We start from the raw sequence: 23,265 nt of genomic DNA, 5'->3' as shown, positions 1-23,265 counted from the left end.
CCCATACGACGCCATGAGCGACGACAATTCACACAGTAGTGACACAGTAAACAGCAAAAAGGGATTTTTCTCCCTCTTACTCAGCCAACTTTTCCACGGTGAACCGAAAAACCGTGATGAATTATTGGCGCTGATCCGTGACTCCGGGCAGAACGAGCTTATCGATGAAGATACGCGCGACATGCTCGAAGGGGTAATGGATATCGCCGACCAGCGCGTCCGCGATATTATGATCCCGCGTTCGCAAATGATTACCCTGAAACGCAACCAGACGCTGGACGAATGCCTCGATGTCATCATCGAATCCGCCCACTCGCGTTTCCCGGTCATTAGCGAAGATAAAGATCACATTGAAGGGATTCTGATGGCTAAGGATCTGCTGCCGTTTATGCGCAGCGACGCCGAAGCTTTCAGCATGGAAAAAGTGTTACGCCCGGCGGTTGTCGTGCCTGAAAGCAAGCGGGTTGACCGCATGCTGAAAGAGTTCCGCTCGCAACGTTATCATATGGCGATCGTCATTGACGAGTTCGGCGGCGTCTCCGGTCTGGTAACTATCGAAGATATTCTTGAGCTTATCGTCGGCGAAATCGAAGACGAATATGACGAAGAGGAAGATATCGATTTTCGCCAGCTAAGCCGTCATACCTGGACGGTACGCGCGCTGGCATCGATTGAAGACTTCAATAAAGCCTACGGTACCCACTTCAGCGATGAAGAGGTCGATACCATCGGCGGACTGGTGATGCAGGCCTTTGGTCATCTCCCGGCCCGCGGCGAGTCGATTGACATTGATGGTTACCAATTCAAGGTCGCAATGGCTGACAGCAGACGTATTATTCAGGTCCATGTAAAGCTTCCTGATGATGCGCCGCAGCCGAAGCTGGAAGACTAATTTAACGGGACGATTAACCTAAATGGTATTTGCCTCTTTACTTGAACGCCAGCGCGTACGTCTGCTGCTGGCGCTGTTATTCGGAGCCAGCGGAACGCTGGCTTTTTCACCTTACGACTTCTGGCCGGCGGCAATTGTCTCGCTCTTTGGCCTGCAGGCGCTCACTCTCAACCGTCGCCCGCTACAAAGCGCCTGGATTGGCTACTTCTGGGGGCTGGGGCTATTCGGTACCGGCATCAATTGGGTTTACGTTAGCATCGCGCAGTTCGGCGGCATGCCGGGCCCGGTTAACGTTTTCCTCGTTGCCTTGCTGGCGGCCTATTTATCGCTGTATACCGGTCTGTTCGCCGGGATCCTCGCGCGACTGTGGCCGAAAACCAACTGGATCCGTCTGGCCATCGCCGCGCCTGTCATCTGGCAAATTACCGAATTTCTCCGCGGCTGGGTGCTGACCGGTTTCCCGTGGCTGCAGTTCGGCTATAGCCAGATTGACGGCCCGCTGAAGGGGCTGGCGCCGGTGATGGGCGTTGAGGCGATAAACTTTCTGTTGATGATGGTCAGCGGCCTGCTGGCGCTGGCAGTCGTACAGCGTCACTGGAAACCGCTGCTGGTGGCGATAGTGCTGTTTGCCCTGCCCTTCCCGCTGCGTTATATCCAGTGGTATCAACTGCTGCCTGAACGGGCGACGGAAGTCTCTTTGGTGCAGGGCGATATTCCGCAGGCGATGAAATGGGATGAAAACCAGCTGGTAAACACCCTGAAAACCTATCTCGATCTCACCCAGCCGCATATGGGTAAATCGCAGCTGATTATCTGGCCGGAGTCGGCGATTCCGGATCTGGAAATCAATCAGCAGCATTTCCTTAGCATGGTTGATGACCTGATGCGGGCAAAAAATAGCTCGTTGATTACCGGTATTGTCGATGCGCGGCTCAATAAACAAAACCGCTACGATACCTACAACACCATCATCACGCTGGGTAAAGATAACCCGTACAGCTACGACTCGAGCAATCGCTATAACAAAAACCATCTGGTGCCGTTCGGCGAATTCGTACCGCTGGAGTCGATTTTACGCCCGCTGGCGCCATTCTTCGATTTGCCGATGTCCTCGTTCAGCCGCGGACCTTACGTGCAGCCGCAGCTGGTGGCGCATAACCTGAAGCTTACGGCGGCAATCTGCTACGAAATTATTCTCGGCGAACAGGTCCGAGATAATTTCCGCCCGGATACCGATTATCTGCTGACCATCTCCAACGATGCGTGGTTTGGTAAGTCGATAGGCCCGTGGCAGCACTTCCAGATGGCGCGGATGCGCGCGCTGGAGCTGGCGCGCCCGCTGCTGCGCAGCACCAACAACGGTATTACCGCCGTTATTGGCCCTCGAGGTGAAATTCAGGACATGATCCCGCAGTTTACCCGCGCGGTGTTGACCACCAAAGTCACGCCAACCACCGGCCTGACGCCGTATGCTCGTACCGGCAACTGGCCGCTGTGGGCGTTAACCGCCCTCTTTGGCTTTGCCGCGCTGGTGATGAGCCTGCGCCAGAGTCGACGCTAATCTTTTCCGCCGGGCAGCCGCCCGGCCTGCTCCCGGCGGCATTCGTCGCCGGCGGGTCTTCCCCGCTTTACGCTCTCCAGCGCCAATCTGGCACGTCCATTGCTTAATTTCATCACTGTAGGCGATTTTGACCGCGGTTGTACCGGGGTTGCACCGAAAGCGTTCGCACTTCGCGCCAGGTTGGTGCAACAACCCATTTTTGCCCACAAATGGTGCGGAGCACTTCGCAAAAATAAACAATAAAGCATCAAAATCTTTACATTAAGCCAAACTAAATGCTAACAAGCTCATACAAATACTGCACTTTAAGATTGCAGACGATTCCCGAAAGCGCCGCCTTACCGCAGTGCCGGAAGGAATAACAACACATACACACAATCACAATGGGTATCACTAGCGTCCCTGGCGTTAAGGATAAGGAGTTGGATATGCAATTACGTAAACTGGCCGCCGCAATGCTGGTCATGGGAGTGACCGCCGGTCTGGCGCACGCTGAAGATGCCGCCCCGGCAGCAGGTCAGAGCACGCTGGATAAAATCGCTAAAAACGGGGTGATCGTCGTCGGCCACCGCGAATCGTCAGTACCATTCTCCTATTACGATAACCAACAAAAAGTGGTGGGTTACTCTCAGGATTACTCCAACGCTATCGTTGAAGCCATCAAGAAAAAGCTGAACAAACCCGACCTGCAGGTGAAACTGATTCCAGTGACCTCGCAGAACCGCATCCCGCTGCTGCAGAACGGCACTTATGATTTCGAGTGTGGTTCCACCACCAACAACCTTGAGCGTCAGAAGCAGGCCGCCTTCTCCGATACCATTTTCGTCGTCGGCACTCGTCTGCTGGTGAAAAAAGGCGGCCCGATTAAAGACTTCCCGGATCTGAAAGACAAAGCGGTGGTCGTTACTTCCGGTACCACCTCGGAAGTGCTGCTGCATAAGCTGAACGACGAGAAGAAAATGAACATGCGCATCATCAGCGCGAAAGATCACGGCGACTCCTTCCGCACTCTGGAAAGCGGCCGTGCGGTAGCCTTTATGATGGACGATGCCCTGCTGGCCGGCGAGCGCGCAAAAGCGAAGAAACCGGATAACTGGGAAATCGTCGGTACGCCGCAGTCAAAAGAGGCTTATGGCTGCATGCTGCGTAAAGATGACGCATCGTTCAAAACGCTGGTCGATGACACCGTCGCCCAGGCGCAGACCTCCGGCGAAGCGGCAAAATGGTTCGACACGTGGTTCAAGAACCCGATTCCGCCGAAAAATCTGAACCTGAACTTCGAACTGTCAGAAGACATGAAGGCGCTGTTCAAATCACCGAATGACAAAGCTCTTAACTAATTAAAAAAACAGGGGCTCGACTAAGTAGCCCTCCCGATTGTTGCCTTCGCACGGACAGACTATACGGTGGCTGGTCGTTCCCCAGCCGCCGCGAATACCGAAACAAGCAGGGCAACAATCTTCGAGGGTAGCGCTGCTACCCTTTTTTTTCTGGAGTTTATTTATGTCAATAGACTGGAACTGGGGAATATTCCTGCAACCCGCCCCGTTCGGCAACACGACTTACTTAGGCTGGTTATGGAGCGGCTTTCAGGTTACCGTCGCGCTGTCGATTAGCGCCTGGATTATCGCTTTCCTTGTCGGCTCACTGTTCGGTATTCTGCGTACCGTCCCTAACCGCTGGTTAGCCGGGATCGGCACCTGCTACGTCGAGCTGTTTCGCAACGTTCCACTGATCGTACAGTTTTTCACCTGGTACCTTGTTATTCCGGAATTTCTGCCGGAAAACATCGGCATGTGGTTTAAGTCAGAGCTGGATCCCAATATCCAGTTCTTTGTCTCCTCAATGCTGTGCCTCGGGCTGTTTACCGCTGCCCGCGTCTGCGAACAGGTTCGCGCCGCGATACAGTCTCTGCCGCGCGGGCAAAAAAATGCCGGCCTGGCGATGGGGCTGACCCTGCCGCAAACCTATCGCTACGTGCTGCTGCCGAACGCCTATCGCGTTATCGTGCCGCCGATGACCTCGGAAATGATGAACCTGGTAAAAAACTCGGCCATCGCTTCTACCATCGGCCTGGCGGATATGGCGGCGCAGGCCGGCAAGCTGCTGGATTACTCTGCCCACGCCTGGGAATCCTTTACCGCGATCACCCTCGCCTATGTCTTCATCAACGCCGTCATTATGCTGGTGATGTACGTGGTTGAACGTAAAGTTCGTCTGCCGGGCAATATGGGAGGCAAATAATGTACGATTTTGACTGGAGTTCAATTGTCCCTTCCATGCCCTACCTGCTGGCAGGATTGGTCATTACCCTGAAAATCACCGTCACGGCGATTATATTCGGTATCGTCTGGGGTACGATTCTGGCGGTGATGCGCCTGTCGAGCTTCCTGCCGCTGGCGTGGTTCGCCAAGACCTACGTTAACGTTTTCCGCTCGATTCCGCTGGTGATGGTGCTGCTGTGGTTCTATCTGATTGTTCCCGGCTTCCTGCAAAACGTGCTGGGACTGTCGCCGAAAACCGATATTCGCCTGATTTCGGCGATGGTGGCATTTTCAATGTTTGAAGCGGCCTACTATTCGGAAATTATTCGCGCCGGGATCCAGAGTATTTCCCGCGGTCAGTCGAGCGCCGCGCTGGCGTTGGGGATGACCCACTGGCAATCGATGAAGCTGGTGATTCTGCCGCAGGCCTTCCGCGCAATGGTCCCGCTGCTGTTAACCCAGGGTATCGTCCTGTTTCAGGATACCTCGCTGGTGTATGTCCTGAGCCTGGCCGATTTCTTCCGTACCGCTTCCACTATCGGCGAACGCGACGGAACCCAGGTGGAAATGATCCTGTTCGCAGGCGCCGTTTATTTTGTATTTAGTCTCAGCGCATCGCTGTTGGTCAGCTGGTTGAAGAAAAGGACTGTGTAATGATTACCCTGAAAAATATTTCGAAATGGTATGGTCACTTTCAGGTGCTGACCGATTGCTCCACCGAAGTGAAAAAAGGCGAAGTGGTGGTAGTTTGCGGGCCGTCTGGCTCCGGTAAATCGACGCTGATTAAAACCGTTAACGGCCTTGAGCCGGTGCAGCAAGGCGAAATTATCGTTGATGGCACTCAGGTTAACGATAAGAAAACCAATCTTGCTAAACTGCGTTCCCGCGTCGGTATGGTATTCCAGCACTTTGAACTGTTCCCGCACCTGTCGATCATCGACAACCTGACGCTGGCGCAGATTAAGGTTCTCAATCGCGATAAAGAATCTTCGCGTAAAAAGGGACTTAAGCTGCTGGAACGCGTGGGTCTGGCGGCGCATGCGGAAAAATATCCGGCGCAGCTCTCCGGCGGCCAGCAGCAGCGTGTCGCGATCGCCCGCGCGCTGTGCATGGATCCGATTGCGATGCTGTTCGATGAGCCGACTTCAGCGCTTGACCCGGAGATGATCAACGAAGTGCTGGATGTCATGGTTGAGTTGGCTAACGAAGGTATGACTATGATGGTGGTGACGCACGAAATGGGCTTTGCCCGTAAAGTAGCCAACCGGGTCATCTTTATGGATGAAGGTAAAATTGTCGAAGATGTCGATAAAGAAGCCTTCTTTGCCAACCCACAATCAGAGCGCGCTAAAGATTTCCTTGCCAAAATCCTGCACTAAAATCCCAGCGCGCACGTCATGTGCGCGCTTTCTTCCCCTGCGGTATTTGCATACATATATTAGTGGTTTATTTTAAGCTTCCTTCTATCAGGCAAATAAATAATTCAACCTCCTCGCCTAATAATTCACATTCTAAATTAGTTTAATTCATATAAAATTCAGTTTCCTTCGCATGGCTAAGCGTTACCGCCACCGCTAACATACCCCCCTTTAAAAACGACCTCAGGAAATACGTCTCTACATAACATTATCAACAATAAAAATAATATTTTTATAGATGACCCTATGGGCTTAATTACGCCACGCCTTGAGCGCGCTTAAACAACGGCATACACACTCAATGAAACAAATGGATCTTGCTTCATGTTTAATAAACACAATCTGCTTCACGCTCTACTAATTTTATTATTATGCCAGCATCAGGCTATTGCCAACACCATTGCCTCGGCCACAACGAATCAAAACGAGCAGGATAAAGCGCGTCAGGCGGCGCTGACGCCACAGCATCAGGCCGCCCAGGCTTCACAAATTAATACCGACCGGCAAACGCTCACCTTTCCGGAGGAAGAAAACTGCAGGCTCATCAATAATATTTATATCGATTCTGCCGAGCCGAAGCTCACTCATCAGCTTCTGGACAACCTTACAGCTCAGGCTCTGCATCGTTGTCTGGGGATTAACGGCATTCAGCATCTCGCCATGGCATTACAAAATGAGTTAATCGCCCGGGGTTATATCACTTCATTGGTGACCATCCCGGAACAATCATTGGCGGAAGGGACATTAAGGCTCGAGCTGGCTTATGGCAAAATCGGTGAAATACTCTGGTCAACCGCAAGTGAGCAAACCACCAGCATCTGGAACAATATCCCCGCCAGCAAGGGAGATATTCTGCGCCTCTCCGATCTCGAACAGGGGATGGAAAACCTGCGTCGCCTGCCGGGAAGCTCAGCGAATATGCAAATATTGCCGGGACAGCGAGAGGCGGAAAGCAATCTGCAGCTTACGCGGCGTCTGGATAAAAAGTGGCAGGTCGGCGCCTGGATGGATGATGCCGGCAGCCGCGCCAGCGGCCGCTATCAGGCCGGCGGCGCGCTCTATCTTTATGATATCACCACGCTCAACGATATATTCTATGTCTCCGGCGGCGGCGATATTGAATTTAATCAGCATAATGACGGCAACCAGAATGGGAGTCTGTATTACTCGATCCCCTTCGGCTACTGGGCATTAAGTCTTTACGGTTCGCAGAGTCAATATAGGCAATTGTTCAAAGGCGCCTGGTCGCAAACGGACTATAAAAGTAAAAACCGCTACTACAGCGCGACGCTGTCGCGGCTCCTGTCACATACTCGTCAACAGCAAACGTCGCTGGATTTACGCATCGCCAAAAGCTCATCACATTATTACTTTGGCGGAGAGGAACTCGGGGTGATGCGCAAACAGAACCCGACATGGGAGCTGACGCTCCGCCAGCAACGCTACTTCGATAAAAAAGTCGTCGCCGCCAGCCTGGGGCTGCAACGCCGCCTTCCATGGCTAAGCTCCGTCGCCACGCCCGAAGAAAAAGCGGGCCTGTTCAGTAAGCGTTCACGTGTCGTACATGCCGATTTACAGGCTTTGATGAAATTCGATGTAACCGGCGATAAATTTAGTTACGCACCGCATGTTAATGCGCAATATAGCCCGGACATCCTCTCTTCGGACAACCAATTTAATATTGGCAACCGCTGGACGGTCCGTGGATTTGATGGCGAATATACGCTCTCCGGCAATCAGGGCTGGTACTGGAGTAATGATTTCATCTGGGATATCGCCGGCCCGGAACAGCAATTTTATTTAGGATTAGATATTGGTCGTATTATTGGCAGTGAACAATATCGGCAAGGAAAAGTTATTTCAGGTGCGGTTAGCGGATTACGTGGCAAGCTATTGTTCACACAATATGATCTTTTTATCGGCACGCCGCTAAGTAAACCGGATAACTTTCAGAGCGACTCACTTAATCTGGGCTTCGCATTGAAATGGAAGTATTAAAAACCACGTATTATCAATCATATTTAAAGGAATAAATTCATGTTTAAGTTTAAATTAACCTATGTTGCGTTAGCAGCGGCGTTAAGTTCTACGATAGCGTACGCCGACCCAACGACTTACACCCATCTGTCAGGAGCAACGGTTGTAGATATTGAAGCCCCTAACGCCGCCGGCGTCTCGCACAATCTGTATCGCGAATTTAACGTAGGTAGTAATGGATTAATACTCAACAACAGCGACAGCGATATCAATCACGCGACTTTTGGCAATATTGCTAAAAACAATAATCTGACCAACGGCGGCGCATCGGTGATCCTCAATGAAGTCACCTCAAATAAAGCCAGTTCCCTGAATGGTTTTATTGAGGTCGCCGGACTAAAAGCCGATGTCGTGATTGCCAACCCCAATGGCATTACCTGCTCTGGTTGTAGTTTCGTTAATACCAACAAGGCGGTATTAACCACAGGCCAGGTCAATATGACCGATGAAGGCGCTATCGGCAGCTATACCATCACCGATGGCAAAATTACTATTGGCGAAAAGGGCATGGATGCCACTACCAGCTATGCCGCATTGCTGGCTGATGCCGTCGCCATCAATGGCATGGTCAACGCAGGTAACGCCACGGTCGGCGGCGGTAACTTCACCTTCGACAACAGCACGGGCGCCATGACTAGCGCAGGTAAAAGCGCGACCGTCCTGCAAATGATAAGCCCAGTATACAGCATTGATATCAGTAGCCTGGGCGGCATTAAAGCCAACAGTATCAGTATGGTCGGCAACAATTTGGGCTTTGGCGTGCGTAACAAAGGGGCAATCACCGCCAACTCGACGCTTTCTATCACCAACAATGGATTACTGACCAACGATGGCTCCATCGCCAGCAATGGCCTTCTCACCAGCATCGCCGCCTCCGGTAACTTCACGAATAACGGTACGCTGACGACTAAAAACTTGACGAAAATCACCACATACGGCGCACTCACTAACGGCAGTAAGGGCAGTATCAGTTCCACTAAACAATTAATTCTGAGTGCCGCAGGCAATTTACAGAACAGCGGAACGATTAGCGCGACGTCCAGTCTGGTGGCCGCCAGCAACGGGGCGATAACCAACAACGCCGGCGCGAAAATCACCTCGGATGCGCAGATTACCGCTACCTCGCTAGGTAATTTCACCAATGCCGGCACGATTAACGGTAAAAACGTCGCGCTGAATTTTATTGGTACTAATTTTAAAAATACCGGAACCATCGCCGCGACCAGTAATGTCGCCGTGAAATCGTTAAATCAGGACAGCACCCTCAACACCGGTGAGATTTACAACTTAGGCAGTATTAGCGGCGCAAATATCGATATGCAAACCGACGGCACGTTGGCGCAGAGCACTGACGGCAAAATGACAGCGACAGACGCTTTTACCGCCCATAGCTATTGGTTGAATAATAATGGCGCGATAAAGGCGGCGACTATCACTACCGATCATGGTCCGGTCAACAATACGGGATCCATAAAAGGTGACACCATTTCAATCACATCCAGATTTGATATCGTAAATGAAGGCACCATCTTCAGCACCGGCGATCTGCTGCTGGATACGCAGAATAAAGCGAATATTTACAATTACTATTTACTGCAGGCGAACGGCACCTTAACCATGACGGCTAAAAAGATAGTTAACGGCGGTCGCGGCTGCGGCTGGTTAAAATTGAGTACCTGCGACGTCGGCACTATCTATGCCGACAAGATGATCCTCAACTCCTCATACAAATACGCCAGCGAGATGGGCGGATATCAATACTTTAAGATTGCGGAAATCAATACCGTTCTGTAATGACTCAGCGATGCGCAGCGCAATGCGCATCGCTGCTTTAGCGTTTACGGTTCAAATGGCCGCCGCTGGAACTGGTCATGCCCGCATTTCGGGCAGCGCGGCAGCACATCCGGGGTGTATACCGCCAGATGGTAGTGGCACTTTTCGCACACCAGGTTGCCAAGGCCCACCACTTCCCCGCTGTGATAGACGCCATGGTGGTTCAAATCCTGGAATACCTCACGCCACTCAAGCTGGGTTTTGTCGGTGATATCGGCAAGCTCCTGCCACAGGCTCTCTTTGATCACCCGCATAAAGACGCTGTCGCTATCGTCTTCATGGCTCTCTTCATAGCTGCGGGCAAATTCTTCCAGATCGCGCTTCACCGCCGCGATAAGTGACTCAACCTCGCTCTGCGTCAGATCGCCTGCCTGGGTGATTTTCTCCCTCGCCTGCTTCACCAGCGCGTCAATGTCACGCTCTCCATTGCGCAGCCGTTCACTGAGCGAGGAGACCAGTTCCCGGTAATATTGAGCAACCTTGTTCATCATTTCGCCTCCGGTGTGATTAACTGCTTCTAATAATAGACGTTATCGGCGGTTTGCTTTGCCATCCGCGCCACAGAGTCGCGAAAAATTCTGCGCCGCTTTTGCCGATGTTAATGTGCGAAAGGCTGTTTTGACGTGGACGTTTGGGCTATGCTATGCCGATCTGAAACAACACATCCATTGGCTACATTTTGTAGCTGTATTGAAAACAGGACCACTGGCTGCCATGCAAGAGCAATACCGCCCGGAAGAGATAGAATCGAAAGTCCAGCTTCACTGGGACGAAAATCGTACATTTGAAGTAACTGAAGACGAGAGCAAAGAGAAGTATTACTGCCTGTCGATGCTTCCTTATCCTTCTGGTCGACTACACATGGGTCACGTGCGTAACTACACCATCGGCGACGTCATCGCGCGCTATCAGCGCATGCTGGGCAAAAACGTCCTGCAGCCGATCGGATGGGATGCGTTTGGTCTGCCTGCGGAAGGCGCAGCGGTGAAAAACAACACCGCGCCGGCTCCGTGGACTTACGACAACATCGCTTACATGAAAAACCAGCTGAAAAAGCTGGGCTTCGGCTATGACTGGAGCCGTGAAATTGCGACCTGCACCCCGGAATACTACCGCTGGGAGCAAAAATTCTTCACCGAGCTGTATAAAAAAGGCCTGGTATACAAGAAAACCTCCGCGGTCAACTGGTGCCCGAACGATCAGACCGTGCTGGCTAACGAACAGGTTATCGACGGCTGCTGCTGGCGCTGCGACACCAAAGTTGAGCGCAAAGAGATCCCGCAGTGGTTTATTAAAATCACCGCCTACGCCGACGAACTGCTCAACGATCTGGATAATCTGGATCACTGGCCTGACACCGTTAAGACCATGCAGCGCAACTGGATCGGCCGCTCTGAAGGGGTAGAAATCTCCTTTGACGTCAACGACTACGCCGATAAGCTGACTGTCTACACCACCCGCCCGGATACCTTCATGGGCTGCACCTACCTGGCGGTCGCTGCGGGTCACCCGCTGGCGCAGCAGGCTGCGGCTAATAATCCGGCGCTGGCCGCCTTTATCGACGAATGCCGTAACACCAAAGTTGCCGAAGCTGACATGGCGACAATGGAGAAAAAAGGCGTCGACACCGGCTTTAAAGCTATTCACCCGCTGACCGGCGAAGCCATCCCGGTATGGGCGGCGAACTTCGTGCTGATGGAGTACGGCACCGGCGCGGTGATGGCCGTTCCGGGTCACGACCAGCGTGACTACGAGTTTGCCAGCAAATACGGCCTGAACATCAAGCCGGTAATCCTCGCCGCCGACGGTTCTGAACCGGATCTCTCAGAACAGGCCCTGACCGAGAAAGGCGTGCTGTTCAACTCCGGCGAATTTAGCGGCCTGGATTACGAAGCGGGCTTCAACGCCATCGCCGACAAACTGGCCGCGATGGGCGTTGGCGAGCGCAAAGTGAATTACCGCCTGCGCGACTGGGGGGTTTCCCGCCAGCGTTACTGGGGCGCGCCAATTCCGATGGTGACCCTGGAAGACGGTACCGTGATGCCGACGCCGGAAGATCAGCTGCCGGTTATCCTGCCGGAAGACGTGGTTATGGACGGCATCACCAGCCCGATCAAAGCCGATCCTGAGTGGGCGAAAACCACCGTTAACGGCATGCCGGCGCTGCGTGAAACCGACACCTTTGACACCTTTATGGAGTCTTCCTGGTACTACGCTCGCTATACCTGCCCGCAGTACGATAAAGGCATGCTGGATCCGAATGCCGCGAACTACTGGCTGCCGGTGGATATCTATATCGGCGGTATCGAACACGCCATTATGCACCTGCTCTATTTCCGCTTCTTCCACAAGCTGATGCGCGATGCCGGTATGGTGAACTCCGATGAGCCAGCCAAACAGCTGCTGTGCCAGGGCATGGTACTGGCCGATGCGTTCTACTACGTCGGCGAAAACGGCGAGCGTAACTGGGTATCACCGATTGACGCCACCGTTGAGCGTGATGAAAAAGGCCGCATCGTCAAAGCCTTCGATCCGCAGGGCCGCGAGCTGGTGTACACCGGCATGAGCAAAATGTCCAAGTCGAAGAACAACGGTATCGACCCGCAGGTTATGGTTGAACGTTATGGCGCGGATACCGTACGTCTGTTCATGATGTTCGCGTCTCCGGCTGAAATGACCCTGGAGTGGCAGGAATCCGGCGTAGAGGGTGCAAACCGCTTCCTGAAACGTGTCTGGAAACTGGTTTACGAGCATACCTCTCAGGGTCCGGCTGTCGCCCTGGACGTGGCAAGCCTCAGCGAAGATCAGCAAGCGCTGCGTCGCGACGTGCACAAAACGATTGCCAAAGTGACCGATGACATCGGCCGTCGTCAGACCTTCAATACCGCCATTGCCGCGGTGATGGAGTTGATGAACAAACTGGCGAAAGCGCCGCAGGAAGGCGAACAGGATCGCGCGCTGATGCGTGAGGCTCTGCTGGCCGTGGTACGTATGCTCAACCCGTTCACCCCGCATGCCTGCTTCACCTTGTGGCAAGAACTGGGCGGCGAAGGCGATATCGATAATGCGCCGTGGCCGGTAGCGGACGAAAGTGCAATGGTTGAAAACACGACTCTGGTCGTCGTCCAGGTAAACGGTAAAGTTCGTGGTAAAATTACCGTTGCGGTAGATGCAACCGAAGAGCAGGTTCGTGAACGTGCAGGCCAGGAACATCTGGTCGCAAAATACCTTGAAGGCGTGACCGTACGTAAAGTGATTTACGTTCCGGGCAAACTGCTCAATCTGGTCGTTGGCTAAGCGCGGGAGGAAGCGTGCGATATCTGGCAACAATGCTGTTATCTCTGGCGGTGTTAATCACCGCCGGTTGCGGCTGGCATCTGCGTAGCAATACGCAGGTTCCAACCACAATGAAAACTATGATTTTCCAGTCAAGCGATCCGAATGGTCCGTTAAGCCGTGCGGTACGCAATCAGCTGCGTCTGAATGGCGTCGAGCTGATCGATGCCGATACGCTGCGTAAGGACGTTCCGTCCCTGCGTCTGGGTAACTCATCCATTCAGAAAGATACGGCATCCATTTTCCAGGATGGTCGTACTGCTGAATACCAGATGGTGCTGACCGTTAACGCCACCGTATTGATACCGGGTCATGACATTTACCCAATCAATACCAAGGTTTATCGTTCGTTCTTCGATAACCCGCAGGCGGCGCTGGCGAAAGATGCCGAGCAGGACATGATTGTTCGAGAGATGTACGACAAGGCCGCGGAACAACTGATCCGCAAATTGCCGAGCGTGCATGTTGCGGATGTCGAAGCCACCAAAGAGGCTGAGCAGCCGGTGTCTGGAACCCCGGCCACCTCGACCTCTGGCAACCGCGTCTCCACTACGCTGGGTAACTGATGATTCGGTTGTACCCGGAACAACTCCGCGCGCAGCTCACTGAAGGGCTGCGCGCGGCGTATTTATTGCTTGGTAGCGATCCATTGCTGTTACAGGAAAGCCAGGATGCGATCCGCGAAGCCGCGGCCGCTCAGGGCTTTACCGAACATCACACCGCGACCATCGATGCCAGCACCGACTGGCCCGCCCTTTTCTCTTTAAGTCAGGCGCTGAGCCTCTTTTCCAGTCGCCAGACGCTTCTGCTTATTCTGCCGGAAAACGGCCCGAATGCGGCGATTAACGAACAGCTTGCCACGCTGGTCGGTATGCTGCATGAAGATTTGCTGCTGATTGTCCGCGGCAACAAGCTTACCAAAGCCCAGGAAAATGCAGCATGGGTGACCGCGCTTGCCAGTCGCGCCGTACAGGTCAGCTGCCAGACGCCGGAATATGCGCAGCTACCGCGCTGGCTGGCCGCCCGCGCTAAACAGAACAAGCTGCAATTAGATGACGCCGCCAGCCAGCTGCTGTGCTACTGCTATGAAGGTAACCTGCTGGCGTTAGCGCAGGCGCTGGAGCGGCTCTCGCTGCTGTGGCCTGACGGCAAGCTGACGTTGCCTCGCGTTGAACAGGCGGTGAATGATGCCGCCCACTTCACGCCGTATCACTGGGTCGATGCCCTGCTGGCCGGCAAAAGCAAGCGCGTACTGCACGTCCTGCAGCAGTTGAGGCTTGAGGGCTGCGAACCCGCCATTTTGTTGCGTACGTTGCAGCGCGAACTGCTGCTGCTGGTGAACCTGAAGCGCCAGTCGGCGCATACGCCGCTACGCACGTTGTTTGATAAACACCGGGTCTGGCAGAACCGCCGTCAACTGGTTGGCGACGCGCTCACGCGCCTCAGCGCCGAGCAACTGCGCCAGGCCGTCACGTTATTAACCCGCGCCGAGCTCACCTTCAAACAAGATTATGGCCAGTCAATATGGCCCGAGCTGGAAAGTCTTTCGTTACTGCTCTGCCATAAAGCGCTGGCAGACGTTTTCATTGATGGTTGATATGACTCAGTTGCAGGCGATGTACGGCGGCACCTTCGATCCGGTGCATTATGGCCACCTGAAGCCGGTAGAAATTCTGGCTAACCAGATCGGTCTTAACCGGGTGATTATCGTCCCCAATAATGTCCCGCCGCATCGTCCGCAGCCGGAGGCCACCAGCGCCCAGCGCGTACATATGCTCGAGCTGGCGATTGCGGATAAACCACTGTTTGTCCTCGACGAGCGCGAGCTGCGACGCGATACCCTCTCATGGACGGCGCAAACGTTGCAGGAGTGGCGGCAGGAACAGGGTCCCGAGCGGCCGCTGGCGTTTATCATCGGCCAGGATTCGCTGCTGACCTTCCCCACCTGGCATAACTACGCCACGATCCTCGATAACGCCCATCTGATCGTCTGCCGCCGCCCGGGATATCCACTGGCGATGAAGCGTGAAGAAGATCAGCAATGGCTCGATAAACATCTCACCCACGACGTCGAGCAGTTACATAACCGCCCCGCCGGAGCTATCTATCTGGCGGAAACCCCGTGGTTCGATATTTCCGCTACGCTGATTCGCCAGCGTCTGCAGCAGGGCGTCTCCTGCGCCGATATGCTGCCTGCAGCCGTGCTGGACTACATTCACCAGCAGAAGCTCTATTGCTGAGAACCCGCTACGGGGATATCGTTACGCTACGCGAGTTCCACGGAGTGCATCATGAAATTATGGCTGGTTCGCCACGGCGAAACGCAGGCTAATGTCGACAGACTGTATAGCGGTCATGCCCCAACCCCCCTTACCGAACGAGGGATCCAGCAGGCCCGCTCGCTGGGTGACTATCTGCGGGCGGTGCCTTTCGAGCTGGTATTGTGCAGTGAGCTGGAGAGAACCCAGCATACCGCCGACTTATTGCTCGCTGGACGGCCAATCCCACGGCAAGTGATTCCTTCGTTGAATGAGATGTTTTTTGGTGATTGGGAAATGCGCCACCATCGCGATCTGCAACAAGATGACCCGCAGAACTACGCCGCCTGGTGCAAAGACTGGCAACATGCTGCGCCGACCAACGGCGAAAGTTTCCAGGCCTTCGCGCAGCGTATCGCGGCTTTTGCCGCCACCCTCGGGCAATATCAGCAGCGGGATAATCTATTGATCGTCGGCCACCAGGGCGCTTTAAGCCTGTTAATCGCACTTTTATTGCAGATGCCTGCGGCAGCAATGTGGCATTTTCCCCTCGCCCACGGTAGCTGGAGCCTTATCGAACGGCGCCACGATTTTACTACCCTGCGGGTATTAAATAGCCAGGCGCGGTGGCGCGCGGAATAAGAATTAATCGTCGCCCATTGACAGCCAAATGCAGGCTGTTATTCTCCGCAGCCAGGCTACACCCGCTATACGCATCTTGCAGAAATTGTTTTACAAAAATGGCGATGCATTCGTCGGCAAGGGATGGGATGATAGCCCGCTTTCAAGGGCTGAAAGCTGACTTTTCTCCCGACATTGCCATGACTTCGGGTATACTGTCAGGCTCGTTATTGTTATCACTCTTCACGCACCCAGGGGGAACACTTGCAGGGTAAAGCACTCCAGGATTTTGTTATCGACAAAATTGATGACCTGAAAGGTCAGGACATCGTCGCCATTGATGTACATGGCAAATCCAGCATCACCGATTGCATGATTATTTGCACCGGCACGTCTACGCGCCACGTGATGTCCATCGCCGACCATGTGGTGCAGGAATCCCGCGCCGCCGGGATGCTGCCGCTGGGCGTTGAAGGTGAAGCCGCCGCCGACTGGATCGTGGTCGATCTGGGCGACGTGATGGTTCACGTCATGCAGGAAGAGAGCCGTCGTCTGTACGAGCTGGAAAAACTCTGGAGTTAATGCGTGAAGCTACAATTGGTGGCCGTTGGCACCAAAATGCCGGACTGGGTTCAGACCGGCTTTAGCGAATATCTGCGCCGTTTTCCAAAAGATATGCCGTTCGAACTGGTAGAGATCCCTGCCGGTAAGCGCGGAAAAAATGCCGATATCAAACGCATCCTCGAAAAAGAGGGCGAAATGATGCTGGCGGCCGCAGGCAAGAACTGTATCGTGACCCTGGATATTCCCGGTAAGCCGTGGGATACGCCGCAGCTGGCGCGAGAACTGGAACGCTGGAAGCAGGATGGCCGGGACGTCAGTTTACTCATTGGCGGCCCGGAAGGTCTCTCTCCGGCCTGCAAAGCGGCAGCGGAACAGAGTTGGTCGCTTTCCACGCTCACGTTGCCTCACCCGTTAGTTCGCGTGCTGGTCGCTGAGAGCCTGTATCGTGCGTGGAGCATTACGACTAACCACCCTTACCACCGTGAGTAATGATGACCTGGGTAGACTAAGCAGCGAATGAAATTACAGAATTCTTTCCGCGACTATACGGCTGAATCCTCGCTGTTTGTACGCCGGGCGCTGGTCGCTTTTACGGGCATTTTGTTGCTTACCGGCGTGCTGATTGCCAACCTCTACAACGTACAGATTGTCCGTTTCAACGACTATCAAACGCGTTCCAATGAAAACCGCATTAAGCTGGTCCCTATTCCGCCCAGCCGCGGCATTATCTACGATCGCAACGGCACGCCGCTGGCGCTGAACCGCACCATCTATCAGCTAGAGATGATGCCGGAAAAAGTCGATAACGTGCAGCAGACGCTGGATGCGCTGCGCGACGTCGTCGACCTGACCGACGACGATATCGCCGGCTTTAAAAAAGAGCGCGCGCGCTCTCACCGCTTCACCTCGATTCCGGTGAAGGTCAATCTTAATGAAGTCCAGGTGGCGCGCTTCGCCGTAAACCAGTACCGCTTTCCCGGCGTCGAAGTCAAAGGCTACAAGCGCCGCTACTATCCCTATAACTCCGCCCTGACCCACGTTATCGGCTACGTTTCTAAAATCAACGATAAAGACGTCGATCGCCTGGATAAAGAGGGCAAGCTGGCCAACTACGCATCGACCCATGACATCGGTAAGCTTGGAATCGAGCGCTATTATGAAGACGTGCTGCACGGGCAAACCGGTTATGAAGAGGTTGAAGTCAACAACCGCGGCCGCGTTATTCGCCAGCTTAAAGAAGTGCCGCCGCAGGCCGGACGCGATATCTACCTAACCCTTGATTTGAAGCTGCAGCAGTATATCGAAACGCTGCTGGCGGGCAGCCGCGCGGCGGTAGTGGTCACCGACCCGCGCAGCGGCGCGATTCTGGCGCTGGTTTCAACCCCGAGCTACGATCCCAACCTGTTTGTCGATGGTATCTCCAGCAAAGATTATTCCGGGCTACTCAACGATCCGAATACCCCGCTGGTTAACCGCGCGACGCAGGGGGTTTATCCACCTGCATCGACGGTGAAACCCTACGTCGCCGTCTCAGCCTTGAGCGCCGGCGTGATTACGCGCAACACCAGTCTGTTCGACCCCGGCTGGTGGCAGTTGCCTGGTTCGGAAAAACGCTATCGCGACTGGAAAAAATGGGGCCATGGACACCTGAACGTCACCAAAGCGCTGGAAGAGTCCGCGGATACCTATTTCTATCAAGTCGCCTATGATATGGGCATCGATCGCCTTTCCGAATGGATGAGTAAGTTTGGCTACGGCGACTACACTGGCGTTGACCTGGCGGAAGAACGCTCCGGCAACATGCCCACTCGCGAATGGAAGCTCAAGCGCTTTAAGAAACCCTGGTATCAGGGTGATACCATCCCGGTCGGTATCGGCCAGGGCTACTGGACCGCTACGCCGATTCAGATGAACAAAGCGCTGATGATCCTGATAAACGACGGCGTGGTCAAAGTGCCCCATCTTCTGCAAAGCACTCTCGAAGACGGTAAACAGGTACCGTGGGTACAGCCGCATGAACCGCCGGTCGGCGATATTCATTCCGGCTATTGGGAAATCGCTAAAGACGGCATGTACGGCGTTGCTAACCGCGGCAACGGTACCGCGCACAAATACTTTGCCAGCGCGCCGTATAAGATTGCGGCGAAGTCCGGTACCGCGCAGGTATTCGGCCTGAAAGCCAACGAAACCTATAACGCGCACCGAATTTCCGAACGTCTGCGTGACCACAAACTCATGACGGCGTTTGCGCCTTACAACAACCCCCAGGTCGCGGTGGCGATGATCCTGGAGAATGGCGGCGCCGGCCCGGCGGTCGGTACCATTATGCGCCAGATCCTCGATCACATCATGCTGGGTGATAACAACACCAATCTGCCGAGTGAAAGCCCGGCGGTGACGGCGGGGGAGGATCAATAATGACCGATAATCCGAACAAAAAATCACTATGGGATAAAATCCATCTGGACCCCACGATGCTGCTCATCCTGCTGGCGCTGCTCACCTACAGCGCGCTGGTTATCTGGAGCGCCAGCGGCCAGGATGTGGGAATGATGGAGCGCAAAATCGGCCAAATCGCCATGGGCGTGGTGATTATGATCGTGATGGCGCAGATCCCGCCGCGGGTATACGAGGGCTGGGCGCCCTACCTCTATATTTTCTGTATTATTTTACTGGTTGCCGTAGATGCCTTCGGCGCAATATCCAAAGGCGCGCAGCGCTGGTTGGATCTCGGTATTGTGCGCTTTCAGCCCTCGGAGATTGCCAAAATAGCCGTGCCGCTGATGGTGGCGCGGTTTATTAACCGCGATGTCTGTCCGCCGTCATTGAAGAATACCGCTATCGCGCTGGTCCTGATCTTCCTGCCGACCCTGCTGGTTGCGGCGCAGCCAGACCTCGGCACCTCGATTTTGATCGCCCTCTCCGGCCTGTTTGTTCTGTTCCTCTCCGGCCTCAGCTGGCGCTTGATCGGTATTGCGGTGGTGCTGGTCGCCGCCTTTATTCCGATTTTATGGTTCTTCCTGATGCACGACTACCAGCGTCAGCGCGTGATGATGCTGCTCGACCCGGAGACCGATCCGCTGGGCGCGGGCTATCATATTATTCAGTCGAAAATCGCTATTGGTTCCGGCGGATTACGCGGTAAAGGATGGTTGCATGGTACTCAGTCGCAGCTCGAATTCCTGCCGGAGCGCCATACTGACTTTATCTTCGCCGTGCTGGCGGAAGAGCTGGGTCTTATCGGGGTGTTGATCCTGCTGGCATTGTACATTTTGCTTATCATGCGCGGACTGTGGATCGCCGCCCAGGCGCAAACCACCTTTGGCCGCGTCATGGCGGGCGGTTTAATGTTGATTTTATTCGTTTATGTCTTCGTAAATATTGGTATGGTAAGTGGTATTTTGCCGGTGGTGGGGGTACCTTTGCCGCTGGTCAGCTACGGGGGCTCAGCCCTGATCGTATTGATGGCCGGGTTTGGTATCGTGATGTCGATCCATACCCACAGAAAAATGTTGTCGAAAAGCGTTTAAGGGGTTCGCAATGCGTAAGCAATGGCTGGGGATCTGCATAGCAGCAGGGCTGCTGGCGGCATGTTCGGGTGAAGACGTTCAGCAGAAGACGGTTAGCGTCCCGCAGCCGGCCGTCTGTAATGGTCCGACGGTAGAAATCAGCGGCGCCGATCCGCGTTTCGAAACGCTGAATGCCACGGCCAATCAGGATTATGAGCGCGACGGCAAAAGCTATAAAATCGTCCAGGATCCGGCTAACTTCACCCAGACCGGTCTGGCGGCAATTTATGATGCCGAACCGAACAGCAATCTGACCGCCTCTGGCGAAGCGTTCGATCCAACTCAGCTCACCGCCGCGCATCCAACCTTGCCCATCCCGAGCTACGCGCGTATCACGAACCTGGCCAACGGCCGGATGATCGTGGTGCGCATTAACGATCGCGGCCCGTACGGCAATGATCGGGTCATTTCCCTGTCCCGCGCGTCCGCCGACCGCCTGAATACCTCGAACAATACTAAAGTTCGTATCGATCCTATTATCGTCTCTCAGGACGGCGCTTTGTCGGGCCCGGGTATGGCGTGTACCACCGTCGCCAAACAAACCTATGCCCTGCCTTCACGGCCAAACCTTGATGGCGATGGTTCCGCGGCCATCGCCCCGGCCGACCAATCAAACATTCACGCCATCAGCAACTCAACGCTTAAGCCTGAGGATAACGTGGGCGCGCCGGTCAGCAATAGTGGATTCCTTGGCGCGCCGACGCCGCTGAATAATGGCGTGCTGGAAAGCAGCGAACCTGCTGCTGCGCCTGCCGCCGTCGCCGCGACGCCGACAGCACCCAGCGCTCCAGTCACCGCGCCGGGCTCGATTCAGGGGAGCGTTGCGCCTGCCGCGGCCGCAGCAGCAACCGCGACTGTTGCCGCGCCAAGCGCCAGCACCAGCGGCGAGTTCGTCGTGCAGGTCGGCGCCGTTAGCGACCAGGCTCGCGCCCAGCAATATCAGCAGCGCTTGAGCCAGCAGTTCGCCGTTCCGGGCCGAGTGATGCAAAATGGCGCCGTGTGGCGAATCCAATTGGGTCCATTTACCAGTAAGTCGCAAGCGTCGACGGTACAGCAGCGCCTGCAAAACGAAGCGCAGCTGCAATCATTTATTACTCGCGCCAACTAAACGTAACGCCGCGGTATCTCCCGCCGCCGCATATGTAAAAGTCGTTAACAAAGTCATATGCAATGTCGGATGCCGCTGCGAAACGCATTTGTTATAGTAAGGCACTTTTTTTAATTTCATCACGGATGCCGTTGTTCTAACCATGAAGACCTCTTTCACCGCTCGTTTACTCGTTACGGCCCTCTCCGTTGCGGCACTGTCTACCGCTGCCCGCGCCGATGACCTGAATATGAAAACCATGATCCCAGGCGCTCCGCAGATCGATGCTGAATCCTGGGTTCTTATCGATTACAACTCAGGTAAAGTGCTGGCGGAAAACAACGCCGACGCCCGTCGCGATCCGGCGAGCCTGACCAAAATGATGACCAGCTATGTCATTGGCCAGGCCATGAAGGCGGGCAAATTCAAAGAATCCGATCTGGTCACCGTAGGTAACGACGCGTGGGCAACCGGTAACCCGGTGTTTAAAGGTTCTTCCCTGATGTTCCTGAAACCGGGCATGCAGGTGCCGGTTTCTCAGCTGATCCGCGGCATCAACCTGCAATCCGGTAACGATGCCTGCGTGGCGATGGCCGACTACGTTGCCGGCAGCCAGGACGCGTTTGTCAGCCTGATGAACAATTACGTTAACGCGTTGGGCCTGAAAAACACCCACTTCCAGACCGTTCACGGCCTGGATGCCGACGGTCAGTACAGCTCCGCGCGTGACATGGCGCTGATCGGCCAGGCGTTGATCCGCGACGTACCGAATGAGTATTCCATCTACCGTGAGAAAGAGTTCACCTTTAACGGTATTCGCCAGCTGAACCGTAACGGTCTGCTGTGGGATAACAGCCTCAACGTCGATGGCATTAAAACCGGCCATACCGATAAAGCCGGCTACAACCTGGTTGCCTCTGCTACCGAAGGCCAGATGCGCCTGATCTCCGCGGTCATGGGCGGGCGTACCTACAAAGGGCGTGAGTCCGAGAGCAAGAAACTGCTGACCTGGGGCTTCCGCTTCTTTGAAACCGTCAACCCTATTAAAGCAGGTAAAGAGTTCGCCTCTGAACCGGCCTGGTTCGGCGATAGCGATCGCGCCTCTCTGGGCGTAGATAAAGACGTCTATCTGACTATCCCGCGCGGCCGTATGAAAGATCTGAAAGCCAGCTATGTGTTGAATAACACCGAGCTGCACGCGCCGCTGCAGAAAAACCAGGTGGTCGGTACCATCAACTTCCAGTTAGATGGCAAAACTATCGATCAGCGTCCGTTAGTGGTGCTGCAGGAAATTCCGGAAGGTAATTTCTTCGGCAAAATCATTGATTACATTAAGTTAATGTTCCATCACTGGTTTGGTTAAAAATTGAACACTTGAAAGTGTGATTTCTATCCCCATATACTATTCATCAAAGAAACCTGATAACTCCCACATTACGTGGGAGTTATTATTTTAGTCGTCACACCGGAGCTGACATGAAAACCAAACTTAACGAACTGCTTGAATTCCCTACTCCATTTACTTACAAAGTAATGGGGCAGGCGTTGCCTGAGCTGGTTGATCAGGTGGTGGAAGTGGTACAGCGCCATGCGCCTGGTGATTACTCTCCGTCAGTAAAACCGAGCAGCAAAGGTAACTACCACTCGGTCTCCATCACCATTAACGCTACCCACATTGAGCAGGTCGAAGCCCTGTACGAAGAGTTGGGCAATATCGAAATCGTGCGGATGGTGCTGTAATCCATCTCCTTACCCGGCCTCAAGGGCCGGGTAATCCTCCCTCTTTCGCTGTGATATACTCTCCCCCACTTAAGTCATCCCTCTC

At 54.2% G+C, this 23,265-nt stretch carries 21 protein-coding genes; 20 read left to right on the top strand and 1 reads right to left on the bottom strand.

Annotated features, from left to right (window positions below; all coding sequences use genetic code 11):
• Positions 1 to 13: 13 nt before the first annotated feature.
• The 8 genes from corC to PGQ95_RS04815 all read left to right on the top strand — a co-directional run bounded on the left by corC (position 14) and on the right by PGQ95_RS04815 (position 9,966).
• Positions 14 to 892 carry a CNNM family magnesium/cobalt transport protein CorC gene (gene corC, locus PGQ95_RS04850; protein ID WP_015704743.1) on the top strand — a complete coding sequence of 293 codons (879 nt, stop codon included), beginning with the start codon at positions 14 to 16 and terminating at the stop codon, positions 890 to 892.
• Between the two features lie 22 nt (positions 893 to 914).
• On the top strand, positions 915 to 2,453 hold the full coding sequence (gene lnt / locus PGQ95_RS04845) for an apolipoprotein N-acyltransferase (RefSeq protein ID WP_430917143.1): 1,539 nt from the start codon (positions 915 to 917) through the stop codon (positions 2,451 to 2,453).
• Between the two features lie 428 nt (positions 2,454 to 2,881).
• Positions 2,882 to 3,793, top strand: coding sequence for an amino acid ABC transporter substrate-binding protein (locus tag PGQ95_RS04840; protein WP_087860235.1), 912 nt, complete (start codon positions 2,882 to 2,884; stop codon positions 3,791 to 3,793).
• Positions 3,794 to 3,956: 163 nt separating this feature from the next.
• Positions 3,957 to 4,697: an amino acid ABC transporter permease gene (locus PGQ95_RS04835; protein WP_087860236.1), complete on the top strand. Its 741-nt coding sequence runs from the start codon at positions 3,957 to 3,959 to the stop codon at positions 4,695 to 4,697.
• Positions 4,697 to 5,371, top strand: coding sequence for a glutamate/aspartate ABC transporter permease GltK (gltK, locus tag PGQ95_RS04830; protein ID WP_045381494.1), 675 nt, complete (start codon positions 4,697 to 4,699; stop codon positions 5,369 to 5,371). Before PGQ95_RS04835 ends, gltK begins: the two co-directional genes overlap by 1 nt.
• Complete coding sequence (locus tag PGQ95_RS04825; protein ID WP_015367722.1) at positions 5,371 to 6,096, top strand: amino acid ABC transporter ATP-binding protein; 726 nt, start codon at positions 5,371 to 5,373, stop codon at positions 6,094 to 6,096. Before gltK ends, PGQ95_RS04825 begins: the two co-directional genes overlap by 1 nt.
• Before the next feature lie 363 nt (positions 6,097 to 6,459).
• Positions 6,460 to 8,133 (top strand): ShlB/FhaC/HecB family hemolysin secretion/activation protein, encoded by a 1,674-nt coding sequence (locus tag PGQ95_RS04820; RefSeq protein ID WP_213317392.1) that lies wholly within the window; start codon positions 6,460 to 6,462, stop codon positions 8,131 to 8,133.
• A gap of 39 nt (positions 8,134 to 8,172) precedes the next feature.
• A complete protein-coding gene (locus tag PGQ95_RS04815; RefSeq protein ID WP_430917141.1) occupies positions 8,173 to 9,966 on the top strand; it encodes a filamentous hemagglutinin N-terminal domain-containing protein in 1,794 nt (597 codons plus the stop codon).
• A 44-nt stretch (positions 9,967 to 10,010) separates the two neighbouring features.
• On the opposite strand, the gene PGQ95_RS04810 is transcribed toward PGQ95_RS04815, so the two are convergent.
• Positions 10,011 to 10,493: a zinc ribbon-containing protein gene (locus tag PGQ95_RS04810; RefSeq protein WP_045393055.1), complete on the bottom strand. Its 483-nt coding sequence runs from the start codon at positions 10,491 to 10,493 to the stop codon at positions 10,011 to 10,013.
• A gap of 226 nt (positions 10,494 to 10,719) precedes the next feature.
• On the opposite strand from PGQ95_RS04810, the gene leuS reads away from it, so the two are divergent.
• The 12 genes from leuS (at position 10,720) to ybeD (ending at position 23,180) form a co-directional block, all read left to right on the top strand.
• Complete coding sequence (gene leuS, locus PGQ95_RS04805) at positions 10,720 to 13,302, top strand: leucine--tRNA ligase (RefSeq protein ID WP_015704739.1); 2,583 nt, start codon at positions 10,720 to 10,722, stop codon at positions 13,300 to 13,302.
• Between the two features lie 14 nt (positions 13,303 to 13,316).
• The gene (gene lptE / locus PGQ95_RS04800) at positions 13,317 to 13,907 is read left to right on the top strand and encodes an LPS assembly lipoprotein LptE (RefSeq protein ID WP_087860239.1); all 591 of its coding nucleotides are present in this window, start codon (positions 13,317 to 13,319) and stop codon (positions 13,905 to 13,907) included.
• Positions 13,907 to 14,938, top strand: coding sequence for a DNA polymerase III subunit delta (gene holA / locus PGQ95_RS04795; protein ID WP_113373848.1), 1,032 nt, complete (start codon positions 13,907 to 13,909; stop codon positions 14,936 to 14,938). Before lptE ends, holA begins: the two co-directional genes overlap by 1 nt.
• On the top strand, positions 14,931 to 15,581 hold the full coding sequence (nadD, locus tag PGQ95_RS04790) for a nicotinate-nucleotide adenylyltransferase (protein ID WP_162750181.1): 651 nt from the start codon (positions 14,931 to 14,933) through the stop codon (positions 15,579 to 15,581). The genes holA and nadD overlap by 8 nt, the downstream gene beginning before the upstream one ends.
• Positions 15,582 to 15,632: 51 nt before the next feature.
• Positions 15,633 to 16,241 (top strand): adenosylcobalamin/alpha-ribazole phosphatase, encoded by a 609-nt coding sequence (locus PGQ95_RS04785; RefSeq protein WP_430917139.1) that lies wholly within the window; start codon positions 15,633 to 15,635, stop codon positions 16,239 to 16,241.
• A gap of 243 nt (positions 16,242 to 16,484) precedes the next feature.
• Positions 16,485 to 16,802 carry a ribosome silencing factor gene (gene rsfS / locus PGQ95_RS04780; protein ID WP_002894623.1) on the top strand — a complete coding sequence of 106 codons (318 nt, stop codon included), beginning with the start codon at positions 16,485 to 16,487 and terminating at the stop codon, positions 16,800 to 16,802.
• Positions 16,803 to 16,805: 3 nt separating this feature from the next.
• Entirely contained in the window at positions 16,806 to 17,273 is a 468-nt protein-coding gene (gene rlmH, locus PGQ95_RS04775) for a 23S rRNA (pseudouridine(1915)-N(3))-methyltransferase RlmH (RefSeq protein ID WP_430917137.1), read from the top strand.
• 27 nt (positions 17,274 to 17,300) lie between these two features.
• Complete coding sequence (mrdA, locus tag PGQ95_RS04770) at positions 17,301 to 19,202, top strand: peptidoglycan DD-transpeptidase MrdA (protein WP_015367733.1); 1,902 nt, start codon at positions 17,301 to 17,303, stop codon at positions 19,200 to 19,202.
• Positions 19,202 to 20,314 carry a peptidoglycan glycosyltransferase MrdB gene (gene mrdB, locus PGQ95_RS04765; protein ID WP_008805635.1) on the top strand — a complete coding sequence of 371 codons (1,113 nt, stop codon included), beginning with the start codon at positions 19,202 to 19,204 and terminating at the stop codon, positions 20,312 to 20,314. Before mrdA ends, mrdB begins: the two co-directional genes overlap by 1 nt.
• Positions 20,315 to 20,324: 10 nt before the next feature.
• Entirely contained in the window at positions 20,325 to 21,461 is a 1,137-nt protein-coding gene (gene rlpA, locus PGQ95_RS04760) for an endolytic peptidoglycan transglycosylase RlpA (protein ID WP_213794477.1), read from the top strand.
• A gap of 142 nt (positions 21,462 to 21,603) precedes the next feature.
• On the top strand, positions 21,604 to 22,803 hold the full coding sequence (gene dacA, locus PGQ95_RS04755; RefSeq protein ID WP_015367735.1) for a D-alanyl-D-alanine carboxypeptidase DacA: 1,200 nt from the start codon (positions 21,604 to 21,606) through the stop codon (positions 22,801 to 22,803).
• A gap of 113 nt (positions 22,804 to 22,916) precedes the next feature.
• Positions 22,917 to 23,180 carry a DUF493 family protein YbeD gene (gene ybeD, locus PGQ95_RS04750; protein ID WP_015367736.1) on the top strand — a complete coding sequence of 88 codons (264 nt, stop codon included), beginning with the start codon at positions 22,917 to 22,919 and terminating at the stop codon, positions 23,178 to 23,180.
• Positions 23,181 to 23,265 lie beyond the last annotated feature (85 nt).

Origin of the sequence: Klebsiella sp. 141240 (genome assembly GCF_050600805.1) — a bacterium.
GTDB classification, from domain to species: domain Bacteria; phylum Pseudomonadota; class Gammaproteobacteria; order Enterobacterales; family Enterobacteriaceae; genus Klebsiella; species Klebsiella aerogenes.
This window is presented reverse-complemented; position numbering and strand designations above follow the sequence as displayed.